We start from the raw sequence: 21,694 nt of genomic DNA on the forward strand, positions 1-21,694 counted from the left end.
TCCCGATCGTCAACGCGCCTAGCTGCCATTGACGATCAGTTGCGCCAGTTGCGTGGTGTGGCCGGCGTCCCAGAAGTCATAGGTCGTGCTGTTGCCGACCGTGCTGGTATCGACCACGCCTGACCCCGCATCCACCGCGATACTGTCGTTTCCCGCCAGATTGATGTTCATGGCGAGGGTGTTGCCGCCACCGGTGATCGCCTGCACATTGGCCGCAGAAATGGTCAGATTGGCCGCGACACCGGCCTGGCTGAAGTCGATGATTTCCGTATTGGTCAGGATCGAACTCAATGCGCTGGCATCGGTGACGCTGCCCGCTGCGTTGAACGTGACCGTATCGCTGCCTGCCCCGCCATCGATATGGGCATTGGGCAGGCTGATCATGCCCGTGTCGATCAGGAAATTGTCGTTGTGGGTCGAGCCGATCGCGCGCTCGATGCCGCTCAGCGTGTCCCCGGCCGCATCGCCGCCGCTCGCGGCGGCGCCATCAAAGCGCAGGGTGATGCCCGCCGAAGACGTTGAATAATCGACGGTGTCGATACCGGTGCCCCCGTTGAGCGCATCTGCGCCAGCGCCGCCCACCAGGCTATCGTCACCATTGCCGCCATTGAGCGTCTCGGCCGCGCCGGTGCCGTTGAGGATATCGTCATAACCCGAGCCATTGACCGTCTCGATGCCGCTGAGCGTATCGCCTTGGGCATCGCCACCCGAAGATATGTTGCCGTCGAGATTGACCGTGACGCCCGATCCCGAAGCCGAATAGTCGGCAATATCGGTGCCATTGCCGCCCATCAGGCTGTCAGCGCCGCCGCCACCGATCAGGGTGTCATTGCCATCGCCACCATTGAGCGTTTCCCCGCCGCTGGCCGTTCCAACCAGGGTATCGGCCTGACCCGAGCCAATGACCTGCTCGATGCTGCCCAGGGTATCGCCCTGCGCGTCGCCGCCGGTGCTGGTCGCGCCATTCAGGTAGACCGTCACGCCCGCGCTCGAGCCGGAATAGTCGGCCGTGTCAAAACCGCCGTCACCCATGAGGAAATCGGCGCCACCCGCGCCGATCAGCGTATCGCTGCCGCCACCGCCGGTCAGGCGATTGGCCATGCCATTGCCGGCCAGCGTATCGGCGCTGCCCGAGCCGGTCAGGTTTTCGAAACCCGAAATGGTGTCGCCGGCCGCATCGCCACCCGCTGCGGCATTGGTGGCCAGATTGACGGTAACCCCGCCTGCCGAGCCCGAATAGTCCAGCGTGTCGATGCCGAGGCCCCCGGTCAGAATGTCGCCGCCGGCGCCACCCTGCATCGTGTCGTCGCCGTCCCCGCCGATCAGTTCCTCGGCGACGGCCGTGCCGGTCAGCGTATCGGCAAGCGCCGAGCCGATGACGCGCTCGATCCCGGACAGTGTATCCCCGGCAGCGTCGCCACCCGAAGAGGCGCCACCGTCGAGGCGAACCGTGACACCGGCGCCCGAGCCCGAATAGTCGGCCGTGTCCGTGCCGGCGCCGCCGGTGAGCGCGTCGGCACCCGCGCCGCCGCTCAAGCTGTCGTCGCCATTGCCGCCATCGAGAGTGTCGTTGCCGGCACCGCCCGAAAGCGTATCGGCACCGACCCCGCCGCTCAGCACGTTGGCATTGCCATCGCCGGTCAGCGTGTCGTTGAGGGCGGACCCGATCAGGTTCTCGATGCCGCTGAGCGCGTCGCCCGCAGCGTCGCCGCCCGCAGCCGTCGCGGCGGCCAGGTTGATCGTCACGGCACTTGCCGATGCCGAGTAATCGGCTGTGTCGATCCCCGCGCCACCGCTCAGCGTGTCGGAGCCGGAGCCGCCAACCAGTGTATCATCGCCATTGCCGCCATTGACGATGTCGTTGCCGGCACCGCCAAAGAGGGCATCGGCACCGTCGCCGCCGTCGAGCTGGTTGTTGCCGGCATCGCCGCTCAGCGTATCGGCAGAGGCCGAGCCGACCAGCCGCTCGATCGAGACCAGCGTGTCGCCCGCGGCATCGCCGCCGGCGGCCGTTCCGGCCAATAGGTCGACGGTGACGCCGCTGCTCGAGCCCGAATAGTCGGCGGTGTCAGTGCCGGCGCCGCCATCGAGAATATCGCTGCCCGCACCGCCATCGAGGCGGTCATCGCCATTGCCACCGCGCAATTGTTCGCTGCTGCTCGCCGTACCCGCGATCACGTCGTCGAAGGCCGAACCGATGACCTGCTCGATCCCGGCCAGCACGTCGCCCGCAGCATCGCCACCCGAGGATACCGCATGGTTCATGTACACGGTGACGCCGGAGGCCGATGCTGCATAGGTCGCGGTGTCGAAGCCGGCATCCCCCTGTAGATCGTCCGCCCCGGCCCCGCCCACCAGGGTATCGTCGCTGTCGCCGGCAACCAGGATGTCGGCGCCGCCGCCGCCGATCAGCATGTCGTTGCCGGACCCGCCGGTCAGCCGGTTGGCATTGCCGTCGCCGGTCAGGGTATCGGCAAAGGCCGACCCGATGACATTCTCGAATCCGGACAGGGTATCGCCCTGCGCGTGTCCACCCAGGCCGGTCCCGGCTCCCAGGTCGATGGTGACGCCGGCATTGGAGGCGCTGTAATCGGCCGTGTCGGTGCCCGAGCCGCCGACCAGCACGTCGGCGCCTTCACCGCCGGTGACGGTGTCGTTGCCGGCACCGCCATCGATTGTGTCATTGCCCGTGCCGCCGTCCAGGGTATCGTTGTCGTTGCCGCCGGCGATGGTGTCGTTGCCGTCCTCGCCGTAAATACTGTCGTCGCCATCGCTGCCGATCAGCGTATCGTTGCCGCTGGCGCCCGAAATCGCGTCATTGCCCAGGCTGCCGTCGAGCACGTTGTCATTGCCATCTCCGGTCATGGTGTCCGAGGCCAGCGAACCGGTGACGTTCTCGATCGAGACAAAGATATCGCCCGCCGCGTCGCCGCCCGTATTGACGCCACTGGTCAGGTTGACGGTAACGGCCGAGATGGTGCCGGTATAGCTGACCGTGTCGATACCCAGGCCGCCATCCAGCCGGTCCGCGCCGCCGGCACCGATCAGGATGTCATTGCCCGCGCCGCCGGTGAAATCTTCGGCGGCGGCCGTACCGGTAATGGTGTCGTTATAGGCGGTCCCGACAACGGTCTCGATGCCGGTCAGGCGGTCGCCGGCCGCGTCGCCGCCAGCCGAGGCCACGCCATCGAGCCGCAGGATGATCGCCAAGGCCGAGGCCGAGTAGTCGGCGCTGTCGGTTCCGGCGCCGCCATCGAGCGCATCGGCGCCCAGACCGCCGATCAGCGTGTCGTTGCCATTGCCGCCATCGAGCGTGTCGTCTCCCCCATTGCCGGCCAAAACGTCGTTGCCGGCATTGCCCTTGAGTACGTTGACGCCGGCATCCCCGGTCAGCGCATCGGCTTGGGCGGAACCGTCGATGTTCTCGAAATTGGTGATGGTGTCGCCCGCAGCGTCACCGCCGGAGGCGGTGCTCGTGGCTAGATTGATCGTGACGCCAGCGCCCGAGGCGGTGTAGTCCAGGGTATCGACACCGATGCCGCCATCGAGCGCATCCGCACCGGCGCCACCGGCAACACGGTCGATGCCATTGCCGGCGTTGATCGTGTCATTGCCGGCTTCGCCACCCAGCACGTCATCTTCGTCGCCACCCAGGATGGTGTCGTCGCCATCGCCGCCAAAGACCGTGTCGTCGTCGTCGCCGCCATCCAAATAGTCGGCGCCGATGCCGCCATAGAGGGTGTCGTCGTCCTCCATGCCCAAAATGGTGTCGATGCCGTCGCCGCCCGATAAGGTGTCACTGCCGTCCCCGCCCTCGATGCGATTGTCGAGCGTATTGCCTGTGAGGGTGTCGGCGCCGGCGGAGCCAATGATGTTCTCGAAGTTCGAGAGGACGTCGCCAGCCGCATCGCCACCCGCCGCGGTCGCAGCCAGAAGGTTTATCGTGACGGGAGCGGACGAGGCGGAATAGTCCAGTATATCGATGCCGCCGCCGCCATCAAGCGTATCGCCGCCGGCGCCGCCCCAGATTCGGTCATTGCCCAACCCGCCCCGGATGGTGTTGACGGCGGCGTCGCCGGTCAGTGTATCGTCATAAATTGAGCCGGTAATGCCTTCGATCGCGATCAGCATGTCGCCTAGGGCGTCGGTTCCGGCATGCACGCCGCTCGTCATGTTGACACTGACGGCAGTCCCCGCTGCCGAATAGTCGGCGAAGTCGAACCCGCCACCGCCATCCAGCGTATCGGCGCCGGCGCGACCTGCCAAGATATCGTCGCCCAGCCCACCACTCAGCATGTTCGCACCAGCGGTGCCCGAAATCGTATCCGCATTGGCGCTGCCGATGACGTTTTCGATGCCGGCATAGGTGTCGCCGGCCGCAAAGCCGCCAATGCCGGTGCCGTTGAGGTCTACCGTGACCGCGCCGGACAGCGAATAATCGACGACGTCCGTCTCGCTTCCACCATTGATGGCGTCGTTGCCGAGGTCGCCCCAGATTGTATCGTTGCCGGCATCGCCATTGATGGTATCGTTGCCATCGCCGCCGTAAAGCGTGTCGCTGCCATTGCCGCCGCCGATGACGTCATTGCCCCCATTGCCAAAGATGGTGTCATTGCCATCGCCACCGCGCAGGGTATCGCCCGTCGTGCCGCCATTGAGCGTGTCGTTGCCGCCATAGCCGTCGATCACGCTGCCGGTATCGGACGCGGTCAGGGTGTCACCGGCATTGGAGCCGGTGACTTCCTCGATATTGGCGTAGGTGTCGCCTGCGGCGTAGCCAGCGGTACCGAGCCCGGTCTGCAAGTTGACGGTAACCGCAGTGCCGACGCCTTCAAATGTCAGCCGGTCGTACCCGTTGCCGCCATCGACGATGTCGGCGCCGTCGCCGCCATAGATGGTGTCGTTGCCGTCGCCGCCATTGACCGTGTCGGCCCCCGCACCGTCGCCGATGTCGTCATTGCCGGCGCCGGCATTGATGATATTGATATTGGCGTCGCCGCTGAGACTGTCGGCAAATCCCGAGCCGGTGAGGTTCTCGATGCCGCTCAACTGGTCGCCGAGCGCCTCGCCCGAAGTGCCCAGACCACTGCCCAGCGAAACCGTTACCCCGCCCGTCGCATTGGCGTAGCTGGCCGTATCGCTGCCCGCGCCGCCGGCCAGGGTATCGCTGCCGGCACGACCCTCGAGGATATCGTCGCCCAACCCGCCGGTCAGGATGTTGTTGGACGCGTCCCCGATCAGTGTATCGGCGTAGTCCGAGCCGGTCAGGTTCTCGATGGCGGTGAGGGTGTCGCCCAGGCCATCGCCCAGCGTGCCGGTACCGGCGGTCAGGCTGACCGAGACCGCCGATGTCGCCGTGCTGTATTCAGCGGTATCGATGCCCAGACTGCCAGCGAGCGCGTCCGCCCCGGCGCCGCCGATCAGGCGATCGTCGCTGTCGCCGCCATTCAGGCTGTCATTGCCGGCTTCGCCATAAAGGATATCGGCGCCGTCCTCACCGATGATGGCGTCGTTGCCGACCCCGCCATAGATTGTGTCCAGCCCGGAGCCGCCGCGCAGGTCATCATTGCCATCCATGCCCGAGATGGTGTCGTTGCCGGTGCCGCCCAGAATGCGGTTGTCGCCGGCATTGCCGGTCAGCACGTCGTTGCTGTTGGACCCGGTCAGGTTGTCGATATCGGTCAAGGTGTCGCCGACGGCATTGCTGCCCGAATGGGTGCCCGTGGTCAGGTTGACGTCGACGGCGCCCGAATTGCCGTAGTTGACCGTATCGATGCCGGTGCCGCCGACATAGGTATCGGCGCCGCCGCTGCTGTTGAAATTGTCGTCGCCCAGGCCGCCATCGACATAGTCGGCGGCACTGGTGCCATCGAAGCTGTCGTTGAACGCACTGCCGATGATGCGCTCGATCTCGAACAGCCGATCGCCCTGCGCATCGCCGCCCGCGCTGGCCGCACCGTCGAGCCGGATGGCGATGCCGCTGGCGGACGCGGAATAGTCCAGCGTATCGATGCCGGTCCCGCCATAGATCAGGTCTGCGCCCAGCCCGCCCACCAGCATATCGTCATCGCCGCCGCCATAAAGCGTGTCGTCGCCGGCGCTGCCGTTGAGGCTGTCGTTGCCGGCCCCGCCCGTCAGGATATTGCCGGCGGCATCGCCCGTCAGGGTATCGGCAAAGGCCGACCCGGTCAGGTTCTCGATGCTGGTATAGCTATCGCCCAAGGCATCCAGCGTATTGTTGGCCGGGGTCATAAGGCTCGCGATCGTGCCGGCGGTCGCGGTTTGATATGAGGCGGTGTCCGATCCGGCACCACCGATCAGCACGTCCGCTCCGGCGCCACCCACCAGGACGTCATCGCCAATGCCGCCGTCCAGCGTATTGACCACGCCATTGCCGATCAGCGTATCGTTATAGATCGAACCGCTGAGATTTTCGATGCCCGAAAGCGTATCGCCCTGCGCGTCGCCGCCAAGGCCGGTCCCCGCGCCAAGATCGACCGTAACGGCCGAACTGGAATTGAGATAACGCCCGGTGTCGATCCCGGCGCCGCCGATCAGCCCGTCGGCCCCCGCCCCGCCTTCGATGATATCGGCGCCGTTGCCACCCGACAGCTGGTTGACGTTGTTGTCCCCGATCAGCGTGTCGTCGCCGACGGTACCGACCAGGTTCTCGATTTCGATCAGCGTATCGCCCTGGGCATCGCCGCCAAGGCCGGTGCCCGATGCCAGGTTGACGGTAACCGGGGCTGCGGAGCTCGAATAGTCGGCGGTGTCAGTGCCCGCATTGCCGTTCAGCAAGTCGGCCCCGCCGCCACCGATCAATGTATCGTTGGCGTCCCCGCCATAAAGGAAATCGGCCCCGCCAAGACCCGACAGGGTGTCGTCGCCATCGCCGCCATAAAGGGTATCGACACCGGCCCCGCCGGTCAGAACGTCGTTGCCGGCCAAGCCGCGCAGGTCACTACCCGTGGCCGCCGCGACCAAGACGTCGCCCAGGGCCGAGCCATCGATCCGTTCGATGCCGGCAAACGTGTCCCCCGCCGCATCGCCACCGCTCGCCGTGTTCGTGTCCAGATTGACCGTTACGGCCTGGATCGAGTCGATATAGCTGACGCGATCGGCACCAACGCCGCCATCGAAATGGTCGGCGCCGGCCAGCCCCACCAGCGTATCGTTGCCGCCCCCGCCAACCAGCACGTTGCTGCCCGAACTGCCCGTCAGGCTGTCGTCGAAGCCGGAGCCTTCCACATTCTCGACATCGAGCAGTTCGTCGCCCTGCGCATCGCCGCCCAGGCCGAACCCGCCGGCCAGCGTAACGATCACCCCCACCGCCGAAGCCGCGTAGCGTGCCGTATCATTGCCGCCGCCGCCGCGCAGGCGGTCCGATCCGGACCCCCCTTCCAGCAGGTCGTCGCCCAGCCCGCCTTCGAGCGTATTGTTGTTGTTGTCGCCGACGAGGCTGTCGTCGAACCCCGAGCCGATGACGTTTTCGGCAGCGCTGATGATGTCGCCCTGCGCATCGCCGCCCATGCCGCTCCCGAGTGCCAGGTTGACGACGACGGCAGATCCCGATGCCTGGTAGTCGAGCGTATCGATGCCTGCACCGCCATCGAGCGTATCGGCGCCGCCGCGACCCACCAGCGTATCGGCATTGTCGCCGCCGCGCAGCACATCGGCCCCGGCATTGCCGTAAAGCATATCGTCGCCCGATCCGCCCAGCAGGGTGCTGCCGGTGGCCGCCGCGGACAAGACGTCGTCGCGCGACGAGCCGATCACGGTCTCGATGCTGAACAGCGTATCGCCTTGCCCATCGCCGCCAATGCCGGTACCGGCCGCCAGGTCGATGGTCACCCCATTGAATGAATTGGCATAGGACGCCGTGTCATTGCCCGCGCCACCATCGACGGCGTCGGCGCCGCCACGGCCCTCGATAAAGTCATCGCCGCCATTGCCGTAAAAGAACTCGTCTGCCGCGGTGCCGCCCAGCGCATCGACGAAGGCCGAGCCGTTCAGCACTTCGATACCGCTCAGCGTATCGCCGGCCGCGGTTCCACCGGCGCCCGCCGTTCCGTCCAGCGATATCGTCACCCCGATGGCCGATGCTGCATAATTGGCGGTGTCGCGACCCGTGCCACCGATCAGCGTATCGGCGCCCAGACCACCCACGAGCGTGTCGTCGCCTGCCCCGCCCGTCAGGATATTGGCATTGCCGTCGCCGGTCAAAACGTCGTCGAGGCCAGACCCGGTCAGGTTTTCCATGCTGACATAGCTGTCCCCGGTCGCATCCCCGCCCGTGCCGGTGCCTGCGCCAAGGTTGACAGTGACGGCCAAGGCCGAGGTGGAATAGTCCGCCGTGTCGCTGCCGGCGCCGCCATCCAGGCTGTCGGCGCCCAGGCCACCCGCCAGGACGTCATTGCCGCCGCCGCCGACCAGCGCATCGTCGCCAGCCATGCCGAGCAGGCTGTCATTGCCCAATCCACCGTCCAGCCGGTTGACCCCGGCATCGCCGGTCAGCATATCGTCGCTGCCCGAGCCGATCAGGCTTTCGATGCCCGCCAGCGTATCGCCCTGGGCATCTGCTCCGGTGCCAAGCCCAGTGGTCAGGCTGACCGATACGGCGCCCGCGGCGCTCGAATAATCCGCGGTATCGATGCCGCTGCCGCCGATGAGCACGTCGGCACCGCTGCCGCCGGTCAACCGGTCATTGCCGGCGACGCCATCCAGCGTATTGATCCCGGCGTCCCCGGCAAGACTATCGTCGCCATCCGAGCCGATCAGGTTCTCGATGGAATTGAAGCTGTCGCCGGCCGCGTCCCCGCCGCTGGCTGTATTGGCCGCCAGGTTGATCGTCACGGCAACCGCCGAGGTGGAATAGTCGACGGTGTCCGAGCCGGCGCCCCCGCGCAAGATATCGGCGCCGCCCAGCCCGGCCAGGATATCGTCGCTCGCGCCCGCATCGATCAGGTTGGCCGCGCCGTCGCCGGTCAGGCTATCGGCGAAGCTGGAGCCGGTAAGGTTCTCGATGCCGCTCAGCGTGTCGCCGGTCGCATCGCCCGCAGTGCCCATGCCGGTGGTCAGGTTGACGGTGACGCCGCTCAGGGCTCCGACATAGGCTGCCGTGTCGATGCCGCTGCCGCCGGTCAGCACGTCCGCGCCGGTGCCACCTTCGAGCACGTCGTCGCCGATGCCGCCAAGCAGGGTGTCGGTCCCCACGCCGCCCTCGAGCCGATCATTGCCGGCGCCACCATCGACGGTGTCATTGCCGCCCAGGGCCGACAGGATGTCATTGCCCCCATTGCCCAACAGCGTATTGGCCAGGTTGTCGCCATCGAGCACGTCGTCGAAGGCCGAGCCGCTCACATTCTCGATCTCGGCCAGCGTATCGCCTGCCGCCGCGCCGCCCAGCCCGGTTCCGGCCAAGAGGTCAACCGTGACGGCAGAAGCCGAAGCGGCGTAGTCGGCGATATCGGTGCCCGTGCCGCCCACCAGGGCGTCAGCGCCCAAGCCACCGATCAGCGTGTCGTTGCCGGCGCCGCCGGTGATCGCGTTGGCGCCGCTGTCGCCCGTCAGCGTATCGTCGAAACCCGAGCCCGTGAGGTTTTCGATGGCGGCGAAGCTGTCGCCCTGCGCATCGCCACCCAGGCCGACGCCGGTCGAGAGGTTAACCGAAACCCCGGCACTCGAAGTCGAATAGTCGGCGCTATCGAGACCCAGACCGCCGTCCAGCATGTCGGCGCCCACCCCGCCGGCCAGCGCGTCATTGCCGTCCCCGCCCACCAATGCATCGTTGCCGGCCAGGCCGAGAAGCTGATCGTTGCCGGTGCCACCTTCAAGGCGATTGGCATTGGCGTCACCCGTCAGCACGTCATTGCCGGCCGAGCCGATGATGTTTTCAATGCCGGTCAACGTGTCCCCTTGCGCGTCCGACCCAAGGCCGGTGCCATTGGCCAGATCGATGGTCACGGCGCCCGCCGCGCCGGAATAGTCGGCCGTGTCGATGCCGCTGCCGCCGATCAGGGTGTCCGCACCCGCTGCGCCGATCAGGCGATCATTGCCCGCTCCACCGTCGAGACGGTTGTTGCCAATATCGCCGGTCAGCACGTCATTGCCGTCCGAACCCAAAAGGTTTTCGATCGAATCGAACGTGTCCCCGCTCGCGTCCCCCCCGGTCGCGGTGTTGGCAGACAGATCGATGGTGACCGCAACCGCGGAGCCGCTGTAGTCGGCCGTATCGGAGCCGGAGCCGCCGCGCAGCACGTCGGCACCGCCGAGGCCGACCAGCCGGTCGTCGCCGCTGCCGCCGTCAAGCACGTTGACGCTGCCGTCGCCGGTCAGATCGTCATTGCCGGCCGAGCCCGTGAGGTTCTCGATACCGCTCAGCGTGTCGCCGGTTGCGTCACCGGCCGTACCCATTCCGGTGACCAGGCTCACCGTCACCGCACTCGCCGAGGCGACATAGCGCGCCGTATCGGTCCCCGCGCCGCCACTCAGGCTGTCGGCACCGACGCCGCCTTCCAGGATATCATTGCCCAGTCCACCCTGCAGGCTGTCCAGGCCAAGCCCGCCATCGAGCTGGTCGTCGCCGTCGCCGCCCGACAGGGTATCATTGCCGCCGTTGCCGACCAGCATGTCGTTGCCGGCATTGCCGGTCAGCGTATTGGCCGCGCTATCGCCCGTCAGCGTGTCGGAAAATGCGGACCCGGTAAGGTTCTCGATCTCACTCAGAACATCGCCGGCAGCACTGCCGCCAAGGCCGGCGCCGGCATTCAGGTCGACGGTAACCGCACTGGCCGAAGCGGCATAATCGGCGGTATCGCTGCCCGTCCCGCCGGCCAGTGTGTCGGCGCCAAGGCCACCAACGAGGATGTCGTTGCCCGCGCCGCCGATCAAAAGGTTCCCATTGCCGTCGCCGGTGAGAATATCGTCCAAGGCGGAGCCGGTGACGTTTTCGATGCCGGTATAGCTGTCGCCCGCGGCATCGCCACCCAATCCGGTGCCGGTGCCAAGATTGACGATGACCGCCGCAGACGAGCTTGCATAATCGGCCGTATCGAGACCGGCGCCACCATCCAGGCTATCCGCCCCGGCGCCGCCCGCCAGAATGTCATTGCCCAGCCCGCCCACCAGCATGTCCGAGCCGGACAGGCCCGATAGCGTATCGTCGCCGTCATTGCCCTCGAGGCGGTTGTCGAGCCCATCGCCGGTAAGGCTGTCATTGCCCGCCGAACCGGCAAGGTTTTCGATACCACTCAGCGTGTCGCCCTGCGCATCACCACCGGAGCCTGAGCCCGTTGTCAGGTTGACCGTGACGGCGCCGCCCGAACCGGAATAATCGGCAAAATCGATGCCGGTCCCGCCCAGCAGGGTATCCGCGCCGACGCCGCCTTGCAGGCGGTCGTTGCTGGCGCCACCGTCGAGCCGGTTGGCGCCGACATCGCCTGTCAGCAGATCGTCGAAGGCCGAGCCACGCACGTTTTCGATCGAGGTAAAACTGTCGCCGGTCGCGTCGCCCCCGCTGGCCGTGCCCGCCGCCAGATCAACTGTGACGGCGACGCCCGAGGCGGCGTAGTCCGCCGTGTCCGCACCGTCGCCGCCGATCAGGATATCGGCGCCCCCGAGGCCGGAGAGCATATCGTCGCCGCTGGCGCCATTGAGCCTGTTGGCCGCGCCGTCGCCGGTCAGCGTGTCGGCATTGGACGAACCCGCAAGATTTTCGATGCCGCTCAGGGTATCACCCTGCGCATCGCCGCCGGTCCCCAGGCCGGTGGTCAAATTCACGTTGACCGCCGACAGCGAGGTCGAATAGCTCGCGGTATCGTTGCCGGCGCCACCGATCAGAGTATCGGCCGCGCTGCCGCCTTCGAGCGTATCGTCGCCGGCGCCACCGCTGAGCGTATTGAGCAGATTGTTGCCGATCAGACTGTCGTCGAAACTCGAGCCGATCAGGTTTTCGATGCTGAGCAATGCATCGCCTTCGGCATCGCCGCCAAAGCCGATAAGGGCGCTCAGGCTGACAGTCACAGCCGAACCCGAGGCGCTGTAATCCGCCGTATCGACGCCCGTGCCGCCATCGAGCAGATCGCTGCCAAGACCGCCGATCAGGGTATCGTTGCCGAATTCGCCTTCCAGCGTGTCGGCACCAAGACCGCCTGAAATGGCGTCGTCCCCCGAGCCACCCGACAGCCGGTTGTCTTGCGTATCGCCGCTCAGGCTATCCGCCAGGACCGAGCCAATGACGTTCTCGATACTGGTCAGGGTGTCGCCGGCCGCATCGCCGCCCGCATAGCTCGCCGTGCCCAGATCGATGGACACCCCGGCCGCCGAGCCAGCATAGCTGGCCGTGTCGCTACCGGTGCCGCCGTCGAGCATGTCGGCGCCGCTGCCGCCCGTCAGGGTGTCGTTGCCATCGCCGCCATTGAGCTGGTCGGCACCGGCAAGGCCGGACAAGACATCATCGCCGTCACCACCGGTCAGCACGTTGGCGAGCGCATTGCCGGTCAGGCTGTCATCGCCGGCGGTGCCGATCAGATTTTCGATGCCGTTAAGGACGTCTCCCTGCGCATCGCCACCCGAACCGACGCCGGTCGCCAGGCTGACCGTTACGGCCTGTCCCGAGGCGCTGTAATCGGCGATATCGGTGCCGTCGCCGCCATCGAGCGTGTCCGCGCCGGCATAGCCGATCAGCACGTCGTTGCCGGCGGCGCCGCTCAGCCGGTTGTCCAGGCCGTTGCCGATCAGCGTGTCATTGAAGGCCGAGCCGATTACCGCTTCGATCGAGGAGAAACTGTCGCCCGCCGCATCGCCGCCCGTGGCGCTGTTGAGTGTCAGGTTGATGGTGACCGCGGACAGGGAGCCGGCATAGCTGATCGCATCGAGGCCCGCGCCCCCCTGCAGGCTATCGGCGCCCGCGCCACCTTCGAGCACGTCGTCGCCGCTGTCGCCAAAAAGCTGGTCATTGCCGGCGCCGCCATTGATGGCGTCATCGCCCGAGCCGCCGCGTAGTCGGTTGGCCTGAGCGTCACCGGTAATGGTGTCGTTGCTGCCCGAGCCATCGATATTTTCGATGCCGGTGAACGTGTCGCCGGTGGCATCGCCGCCACTGCCCAGGCCCAAGGCCAGGTCGATCGCAATGCCCTCGAACGAGCCCGCATAGCTGGCGGTGTCGACGCCGGCGCCACCGACGATGACGTCGGCTCCGGCGCCACCCTCCAGCACGTCGTTGCCCAGCCCGCCTTCGAGCCGGTTGTCCAGGGCATTGCCGCGGATGGTGTCGTCCAGGTCGGAACCCAGGATGTTCTCGATGCTGACGAAGCTGTCGCCTTCGGCCTCGCCGCCGGTAGCAAGCCCGGCTGTGAGATCGACCTGCACGGCAACCGCCGACTGGCTATAATCCGCCGTGTCGATCCCCGTGCCGCCGATCAGCGTATCGGTGCCGTCCCGGCCACGCAGGATGTCGTTGCCGGCACCGCCACTCAGCGTATTGTCGCCGGCATCGCCGAACAGCTGGTCCGAAAGGGCCGAGCCAATGACGTTTTCGATATTCAGGTAAGTATCTCCATTGGCATCGCCACCGGTCGCCGTCGACGCCTGCAGGTCGACGATGACGGCAGTGCCGGAGCCGGAATAGTCGACCGCGTCGATGCCGGCACCACCATCGATAAAGTCGGCGCCGCCACCGCCTTCGAGCAGGTCATTGCCATCGCCGCCATAAAGGTCGTCGTCGCCGGCCTGGCCACGCAGCACGTCGCCGCCGGCGCCACCCTCAAGCCGGTTGCCGTTGGCATCGCCGACAATGGTATCGGCATTGCCCGAACCGATGACATTTTCGATATCGGTCAGCGTATCGCCTGCCGCGTCGCCCGCCGTGCCGGCGCCGAGACCCAGATCGAGCGCGATGCCGACAGCCGAGCGGGCATAGCTGGCCGTATCATTGCCGGCCCCGCCATAAAGCTGGTCCGCCCCGCCCTCGCCGGCCAACACGTCGTCGCCCGCCCCGCCTTCCAGACGGTTGGCGGCTGCAGTGCCCAGCAGCGTATCGTCCAAGGCCGAACCGGTAACGTTTTCAATGTCCTCGAGCTGGTCGCCCTGGGCATCGCCACCGGTGCCGGTGCCCAGCAGCAGGTCGATGGTGACCCCGCTCCCCGATGCCGCGTAATCGACCGTGTCGATGCCAACACCGCCGCGCAGCAGATCGGCACCGCCACGGCCTTCGAGCCGGTCATTGCCGGCGCCACCGCTGAGGACGTTATCGCCGCCATCGCCAAACAGCACGTCGGCAAAGGCGCTGCCTTCGACGCGCTCGATGCCGATCAAGGTGTCGCCGGCAGCATCGCCACCCAGCCCCGTTCCGGCCGCCAGGTCGATGGTCACGCCCAGGCTCGAGGCGGCATAGGAAGCGGTATCGGTGCCACTCCCGCCATCGATCACATCGGCCCCGCCAAGCCCTTGCAACCGGTCGTCGCCGAGCCCGCCGATGAGCTGGTTGCTTGCGGCATCGCCGGTCAGGCTATCGGCAAAATCCGAACCGATGACATTTTCGATGCCGACATAGCTGTCACCCGCCGCCATGCCGTTGCTGCCGATGCCGGCCGACAGATCCACGGCAATGGCGCGATCCGAGCCGGCATAGGTAACGGTGTCGCTGCCGGCCCCGCCATCCAAGGCGTCGGCGCCAAGGCCGCCATCGAGCCAGTCGTCGCCCGCCCCGCCCCGCAGCGTGTCGTTCCCGTCACCACCCGACAGCGTATCGTCACCTGCGCCGCCAGCAAGCGTATTGGCATTGCCATCGCCGGTAAGTGTGTCGTCATAGCTCGAGCCGGTCACGCCCTCAAAGCTGGTAAAACTGTCGCCGGTCGCCTCGCCACCGCTCGCGGTTCCCGCACCCAGATCGATCGACACCGCGGCGGACGAGCGCGAATAGTCGAGCGTATCGAACCCTGCGCCGCCGATCAGCACGTCCGCGCCGCCGCCGCCACCGATGTCATCGTCGCCGGCACCACCATCGATCAGATTGGCGGCAGCGTCGCCATGCAAGGCGTCGGCACTGGCCGAACCGGTCAGGTTCTCGATTGCGCTCAGGACGTCACCAGCCGCGTCGCCGCCCGCGCCAAGCCCGGTCAGCAAATCCACCGCAACGCCTGCGGCGGATTTGGCGTAGCTGGCCGTGTCGATACCGGCACCACCATCGAGCATATCGGCGCCGCCAAGTCCCTGCAGCTCGTTCGCGCCGCCATTGCCGGTGAGCCGGTCCGCGTAGCGAGACCCTTCGAGATTTTCGATTCCCGCCAGAACGTCGCCACGCGCATAGCCGCCCGAGGCAGTGCCGGCAGCGAGGTCGACGCTGACCGCGGCGCTCGACTGCGCATAGGAAGCGGTGTCCGTGCCGCCGCCGCCGGCCAGCTGATCGGCGCCTGCGCCCAGGTAGATCAGATCGTCGCCATTGCCGGCGTCGATTATATTGCCCGGAGGCAACGCATCGATGGCGGTGGTGACATTACCGGTGGTGGGGTCGGTAAAGTAGAGATCGGCGTCGCTGAACACATCACGTAGGCCGATCGTCGTCGTGGCGACAGAAATGCCTTCGGTCCCGTCCGATTTCTGCAGCGTGTATTGGATCGTCAGCGACGCCGTGTTGTAGAAGCCGTTGGCATCGCTGGGACTGCCGTCTTCGGGCAGGGTGTAGTTGAGGATCAGCGTCTGCACCAGCGGATGGGTCGGATCGACCGCCAGGGCCCAGCCGTTCTCCACGCGCGTTGCGCCCAGGATGGACATGCCCGCAGGCAGGGCAGTCACGATCAGGCTGGTCGGCGTATAGGCCAGGAACGGCAGATCGAGGGTGACCTCTACCGCGCGGCTGCTGGTGCCGCTGGGCGCCAGGTCGGCGTCATCGGCATAAATGATGTCGCGACCTGTCGTGCCGGTCAGCACTTCGGCGGCGGCCTGCACGGCATGGCTCGGATCGGTCGCGGCCGGGGCCCGTGCCGTTGCACCCACGATCAGGGTTTCGCCGCTATCGAGGCGGGAGATCGTCTGCTCGGTGATCCCGAATACCCGTAGCGAGATTTCCGAATCGGGCAAAATATTGGAAATGCCGGTCTTGTTGGATGTGCCGCTGCTCGATGAACTCTCGTCGAACCGCCGGTTGTGCTGGGCCGCACCCATGTCGTCGTCGACATGGGAACGGTCGAACTCGGCGTAGGAATTGCCCTTCTTGTTGTCGATCAGATCCTTGGGCAGCGGCTTGACCGGGGCCTGGACCTCCTGGGCGGGCTGGGCAGCAGGTGCCGCAGTGTCGGCCGGCTTCGCGTCCGGTGCCGGCGGGCTGTCGAGCTTGCTCTGCGCCATGGAGGAGCGAACCGTCTCGTCGCTCAGGGAGGCGCTGTCGAACTGACCCACCTGCGAGATCACATCCTTGGGCAGCACTTCAAGGCCGTCGAACTCCAGCGCGGGAATAGCGTCCAGCGCCGAAAGCAGGCCGAATTCGAGCAGGATGATCTTGGCGCCGTCGGGAAAGGTAATGATCAGGTCGACGTCCGACAGATTGATCGAAACGTCCTGCAGCTCGAACGAAAATACCAGATGCTGGCCTTCGCTGACATCGACCACCAGCGTGCCGCCCGCATCGGGCTTGTCGATGACCTTGTCGGCGCCGTCCGGCGCCGCGCCATTGGTCAGGTCCTGAACCGTGACCGCCCCTGCTGCATCCTTGTTGGGAGTTTCGACCATGGCGCTGCAATGAACCTGTGAAAGGCCGAATGGCCGGACGGCAATTCACCAGTTAGACGCAGCTCTGGCGTTGGCCAGTAACTTTGGTTCATAATGATTACCAATTCGGAAAGACGCCGACCCTCGCCTGAAACGTCAATATTTGATCACGAATTGGCCAGGCAATAGTCCTTATGCGCACCCAAGTGGATTTACTTAAGTGATCCTTAACCAAAAAAATTAATTCTGCGTTCACCTACAGGATGAGGCAGAGTTCATGTTTGCGTTGAGTGGTGCGGGGTCCGCACGCGGATTTGCCCTTGCCATCATGCTGGTCGGCACCACAGCTCTGGCCGGCTGCGCGACAACGGCGACCCCAAGCGTGACGGACGCGCAGATCGTCACCGGCTCGATCGGCCAGGACGCGCTGGGCGCAGCGCCGTCTGCTTTGCCCCACCCGGGCGGCTCCATGCAGTTGGCCCAGGTGCTGGCCTATACCGTCGACAACAATCCCGATATCGGCATTGCCCGCTCCCAGGCCAAGGATGCGGCCGCGGGAACCGATGTTGCCGCCGTCCCCTTCATGCCCACGATCGACTACAGCGCCGGCATCGGACCCGAAACCACCTTTGCCTACGACACTGAGATCACCACCGACGAGACTCGCCAGGAGGCTTCGGTTCGCGCCTCCCAGCTGCTATTCGACTTCGGCAAGACCAGCACCGATGTCGAACGGGCCACGGCGTTGAAGGATTCTGCGTCGCTGCGCCTCGACGCCAAGACCACCGAGATCATGACGGCCGCCATCGAGGCCTATCTCGGCGTGCTCGAACTCGATCTGCAGATCGCCAACAGCCGCCAGAACGAAGCCGCCCATGAGGAAATGCACCGCATCGTCACCCTCAACGAACAAGGCGGCAACGGCACGATCGCCGACGTGCAAAAGGCGCTGACCCGACTGGAAGCCGCCCGCTCGCAAACCCTCGACCTGCAGGCCGAGCGCCGGACGGCCGCGAGCACGTTCGAGCGCGTCACGGGCATGGAGCCGGTCAACCTGCAACTCCCCCATCCGCCCGCCGCAACCGGTACGGTCAGCCAGGCCGACATTGCCAACTATGCGGCGACCGATCCGTTCCTGCTCTCGCTCAAGCAGGACAAGATCAGCCTGGAAGCGCAGATGAATGCGCTGCGGCTGGACTACTTGCCCAAGATATCGCTTGAAGGCACTGCTCGCATCCAGATGGATGCCGGCGGCACCAATCCGGCCCGCACCGACGCCCGCGCCATGCTGTCGATTAACGGCACGCTGTTCGACGGCGGCGATCGCGCTGCAAAGATCGCCCAGATTGAAGCCCGCATCGAGGAAACCGGCTACCGTTACAGCCGCGCGCTCGACAATCTGGAGTTCGATGTCGACGACGCCGGCCGCATCCTCGAGACGGCGGGCAGCCGGTTGGGCAATATCGCCGACCGGATTCAATCCGGCCAGGGCGTTGTGACGCTGTATGGCCAGCAGTTCCAGAGCGGCACCCGCAGCATTTTCGAACTGCTCGACGCCCAGCAGGAACTCAGTGCTGCCCGATCCGAACAGATCACCGCTCAGTTCGATCTGCTGCGCGCCAAATACCGCATGCTTCGTCTGACCGGCGAACTGGCCAAAGCCGCAGCCAAATAGGCCTATGCACCGGCGGATTGCCCGGTCAACGCGGCAGCGGCATGCGTTCGACTTCAGCGAGAACCTCCAGCATGCCGGCGGCATTGGCTTCGGCGATGATGCGGCCTTTTTCGGCAGTAGCCAGCGTAGCATCCCCTGCCGCCCCGCCGGGATTGATGTCCGAAGCGATCCAGGCATAAACGTGACCGAAGGCGCCGGTGGGGCGCAGATGCTTGAACTCGGCCTCGTCACGGGCGGCGATGGAGATGAAGTTTTCCGCCTTGGACATGTCGACCAGGTCCGGTCGGAAATGCAGGATCAGCGAGGTTTCGGCGTCGCCGCCATGGATGCCGTGGCGGCGCTCGACATCGCTGAGCACGCCCGGTGGGGTGAAGCGCCAGCCGCTCTTGACCGCCAGCATGCCGGCCTGGACCCGCAATTCGCGCGCTACGATGCCCATAATCTCCTCATTGCCGCCATGCGAATTGATGAACACGATCTTCCTGATCCCGGCGCGCGCCACCTCCAGCCCGATCTGGGTCCAGGCCTCGATCAGATTGGTGGCCTTGTGGCTGATGGTGCCCCTGGCCCAGATATGCTCGTTGGACTTGCCCACCGCCTGCACGGGCAGGATGCGCACGTCCATAACGTTCGGAATTTTTGTCACCAGCAGATCGAGCATCGACTGGTTGATAATCGTATCTGTGCCCACCGGCAGATGCGGGCCGTGCTGCTCCACCGCCGCGATCGGCAGAATCGCGATGGTCCTGTTGGGATTGAGGCCCCCGAATTCGGAAGCGGAGAAGTCGGTCCACCAGATCTTGCGGGGCATGCTTATTCCTTCATTGGACCGGCGGCGACGGCTTCGATCTCGACCACAAGTTCGGGCCGGGCAAAGCCACTGACGATCATCAGCGTCGAGGCCGGCAGCGGCGCGCCGAACAGGCCATTGCGCACACCCATGTAAGCTGGCAGGTGCTCGCGGCCGGTGACATAGGCATTGATGCGCACGACGTGCTCGAGGCCCAGTCCCGCCTCGCGCAGGACCGCCGCAATATTGTCGAAACAGACCTGCGCCTGTCCGGCGCAATCGGGCAGCACTAAGCCTGCGGCATCAATGCCCAACTGACCCGACACAAACACCAATTGCTGCCCCGGCGGCACGCTCATGCCATGGCTGTAGGCCGCAAAGGGTGGGTGGATATCGGTTGGGGAGAGCGGCGTGGCCATGCGGGCGTGTTCCTTGAGGCGGGGATGTTAGCCGCGTACAAGCCGATTGCAAGGCCGTTTGCACGTCACAAAGGCAATATTTTTTGCTGCCGCATTTTTAGCTTCACATCGTCCCATTATAACGCAAAGAATGGGCATGCCTCTGAATGGCGCACAAGAATTCACCACGACCGGATGGGGTGCGTCCGGAGCTTTGGAGATCAAGATGAAGTTGATGATACGAGCCGCCGCCACCATCCTACTCCTGGGCGGCCTGACCGGGATGGCCGCTGCGCAGGACAAGGTCACCTTCGGCACCAACTGGCTCGCCCAAGCCGAGCATGGCGGCTATTACCAGGCGGTCGCCGACGGCACCTATGCCAAATACGGGCTCGACGTCACCATCCGCCAGGGTGGACCGCAGGCGCCGAACGGGCAATTGCTGATTGCCGGGCAGATCGATTTCTACATGGGCGGCATGTCCACCATCGATGACGTCAAGCAGGGCATTCCGGGCATCACTGTGGCCGCAATCTTTCAGAAGGACCCGCAGGTACTTCTGGCTCACCCCGAAGCCGGCTTCACCGATGTGGCGAGCCTCGTCGGCGCCAGCAAGCTGATCATGGGCAAGGACAGCTTCTTTGCTGGCTATTGGCCCTGGATGAAGGCGAAATTTCCGGGCTTCACGGACGAAATGTATGAGCCCTACACCTTCAATCCGGCCCCGTTCATTGCCGATCCCAAGGCGGTGCAGCAGGGTTACCTGACCTCCGAGCCTTATGAGATCGGCAAGCAGACCGGCACCGAGCCGCAGGTTCTCCTGCTCGCCGATGCCGGCTACGCGCCCTATTCCACCACCATCGAAACGCGCCAGGAGATTGTCGAAAAGACGCCCGACCTGGTGCAGCGCTTCGTCGATGCTACCGCGATCGGCTGGTACAATTACCTCTACGGCGACAACAAGGCCGCCAACGACCTGATCAAGACCGACAATCCCGAAATGACCGATGGCCAGATCGAATATTCCATCGCCAAGATGAAGGAATATGGCATCGTGATCTCCGGCGATGCCGAAACCAAGGGCATTGGCTGCATGACCGACGCGCGCTGGAAGGAATTCTACGACAGCATGGTGGAAGCCGGGGTTTACGAGGCCGGCATCGACATCACCAAGGCCTATACCACCCAGTTCGTCTGCAAGGGCGTCGGCATGGAACTCGCCACCGCCAAGTAAAGTGCCGGGCATCGGCGCGGGTAATCCTGTCCGCGCCGTTTTAACCCTAACATGGGTTCACGCGTGACCGATTTAGCTTTCCCCGAAGCCCAGGCTTCGGTTGCTCCTGCGCAACGCCGCCTCGTCGTCGCTATGAACAATGTCAGCAAGGTGTTTTCCAACGGCACGCTGGCGCTCAAGGGCATGTCGCTGGATGTGCGCGGCGGCGAATTCATCTCCCTGCTTGGCCCCTCGGGCTGCGGCAAGTCCACCGCCCTGCGTATCATCGCCGGCCTGGGTGCCGCGAGTTCCGGCAGCATCGACTGGCCCAGCTCCAAGATCAATTCGCGCGGCCTGCCCGAGGGCGATGTCGGCTTCGTGTTTCAGGAGCCGACCCTGATGCCGTGGGAAACGGTGTTCGGCAATGTTTACCTGCCGCTCAAGCTGCAGGGTGTGCGCCAGGCCGAAGCGCGCGACAAGGTGATGGACAACCTTGCCAGCGTTGGCCTCGCCGAGTTTGCCGAGGCCTATCCGCGCGTGCTCTCCGGCGGCATGAAAATGCGCGTCTCCATCGCCCGCGCTCTGGTCACCCGCCCCAAGCTGCTGCTGATGGACGAGCCGTTCGCGGCGCTCGACGAAATCACCCGCCAGAAGCTCAACGACGACGTGTTGGCGCTGTGGCAGCAGACTGGGATCACCGTGATTTTCGTCACCCATTCGGTTTATGAATCGGCCTATCTGTCGAGCCGCATTGTGGTCATGCGCGCCCGTCCGGGCCAGGTGTTTACAGATCTCGACATTGCCCAGCCGGCAGTGCGCGACGGCGCCTATCGCGTCTCCGAATTCTACCGCGCCAATTGCCAGACCGTGTCGGACGCGCTGCAAAGCGCCATTCAATCGGCGGAGAGCTGAGC

The 21,694-nt window shown here is 65.4% G+C and carries 6 protein-coding genes; 3 read left to right on the forward strand and 3 right to left on the reverse strand.

The window, feature by feature from the left end:
• Positions 1-18 precede the first annotated feature (18 nt).
• Positions 19-16,725 (reverse strand): hypothetical protein, encoded by a 16,707-nt coding sequence (locus tag ACFE8X_RS10295; RefSeq protein WP_375451378.1) that lies wholly within the window; start codon positions 16,723-16,725, stop codon positions 19-21.
• A 256-nt stretch (positions 16,726-16,981) separates the two neighbouring features.
• On the opposite strand from ACFE8X_RS10295, the gene ACFE8X_RS10300 reads away from it, so the two are divergent.
• Positions 16,982-18,379: a TolC family protein gene (locus ACFE8X_RS10300; protein ID WP_375451379.1), complete on the forward strand. Its 1,398-nt coding sequence runs from the start codon at positions 16,982-16,984 to the stop codon at positions 18,377-18,379.
• 25 nt (positions 18,380-18,404) lie between these two features.
• Here ACFE8X_RS10300 and ACFE8X_RS10305 read toward each other — a convergent pair whose 3' ends face one another.
• Complete coding sequence (locus ACFE8X_RS10305; protein WP_375451380.1) at positions 18,405-19,190, reverse strand: creatininase family protein; 786 nt, start codon at positions 19,188-19,190, stop codon at positions 18,405-18,407.
• 2 nt (positions 19,191-19,192) lie between these two features.
• Complete coding sequence (locus ACFE8X_RS10310; RefSeq protein WP_375451381.1) at positions 19,193-19,588, reverse strand: RidA family protein; 396 nt, start codon at positions 19,586-19,588, stop codon at positions 19,193-19,195.
• Positions 19,589-19,793: 205 nt separating this feature from the next.
• Here ACFE8X_RS10310 and ACFE8X_RS10315 point away from each other — a divergent pair, with 205 nt between their 5' ends.
• Both ACFE8X_RS10315 and ACFE8X_RS10320 read left to right on the forward strand, forming a co-directional pair.
• The gene (locus ACFE8X_RS10315) at positions 19,794-20,801 is read left to right on the forward strand and encodes an ABC transporter substrate-binding protein (protein WP_375451382.1); all 1,008 of its coding nucleotides are present in this window, start codon (positions 19,794-19,796) and stop codon (positions 20,799-20,801) included.
• Positions 20,802-20,933: 132 nt separating this feature from the next.
• Positions 20,934-21,692 (forward strand): ABC transporter ATP-binding protein, encoded by a 759-nt coding sequence (locus ACFE8X_RS10320; RefSeq protein ID WP_375451446.1) that lies wholly within the window; start codon positions 20,934-20,936, stop codon positions 21,690-21,692.
• Positions 21,693-21,694 lie beyond the last annotated feature (2 nt).

Source organism: uncultured Devosia sp. (genome assembly GCF_964244875.1).
Lineage (GTDB): Bacteria > Pseudomonadota > Alphaproteobacteria > Rhizobiales > Devosiaceae > Devosia.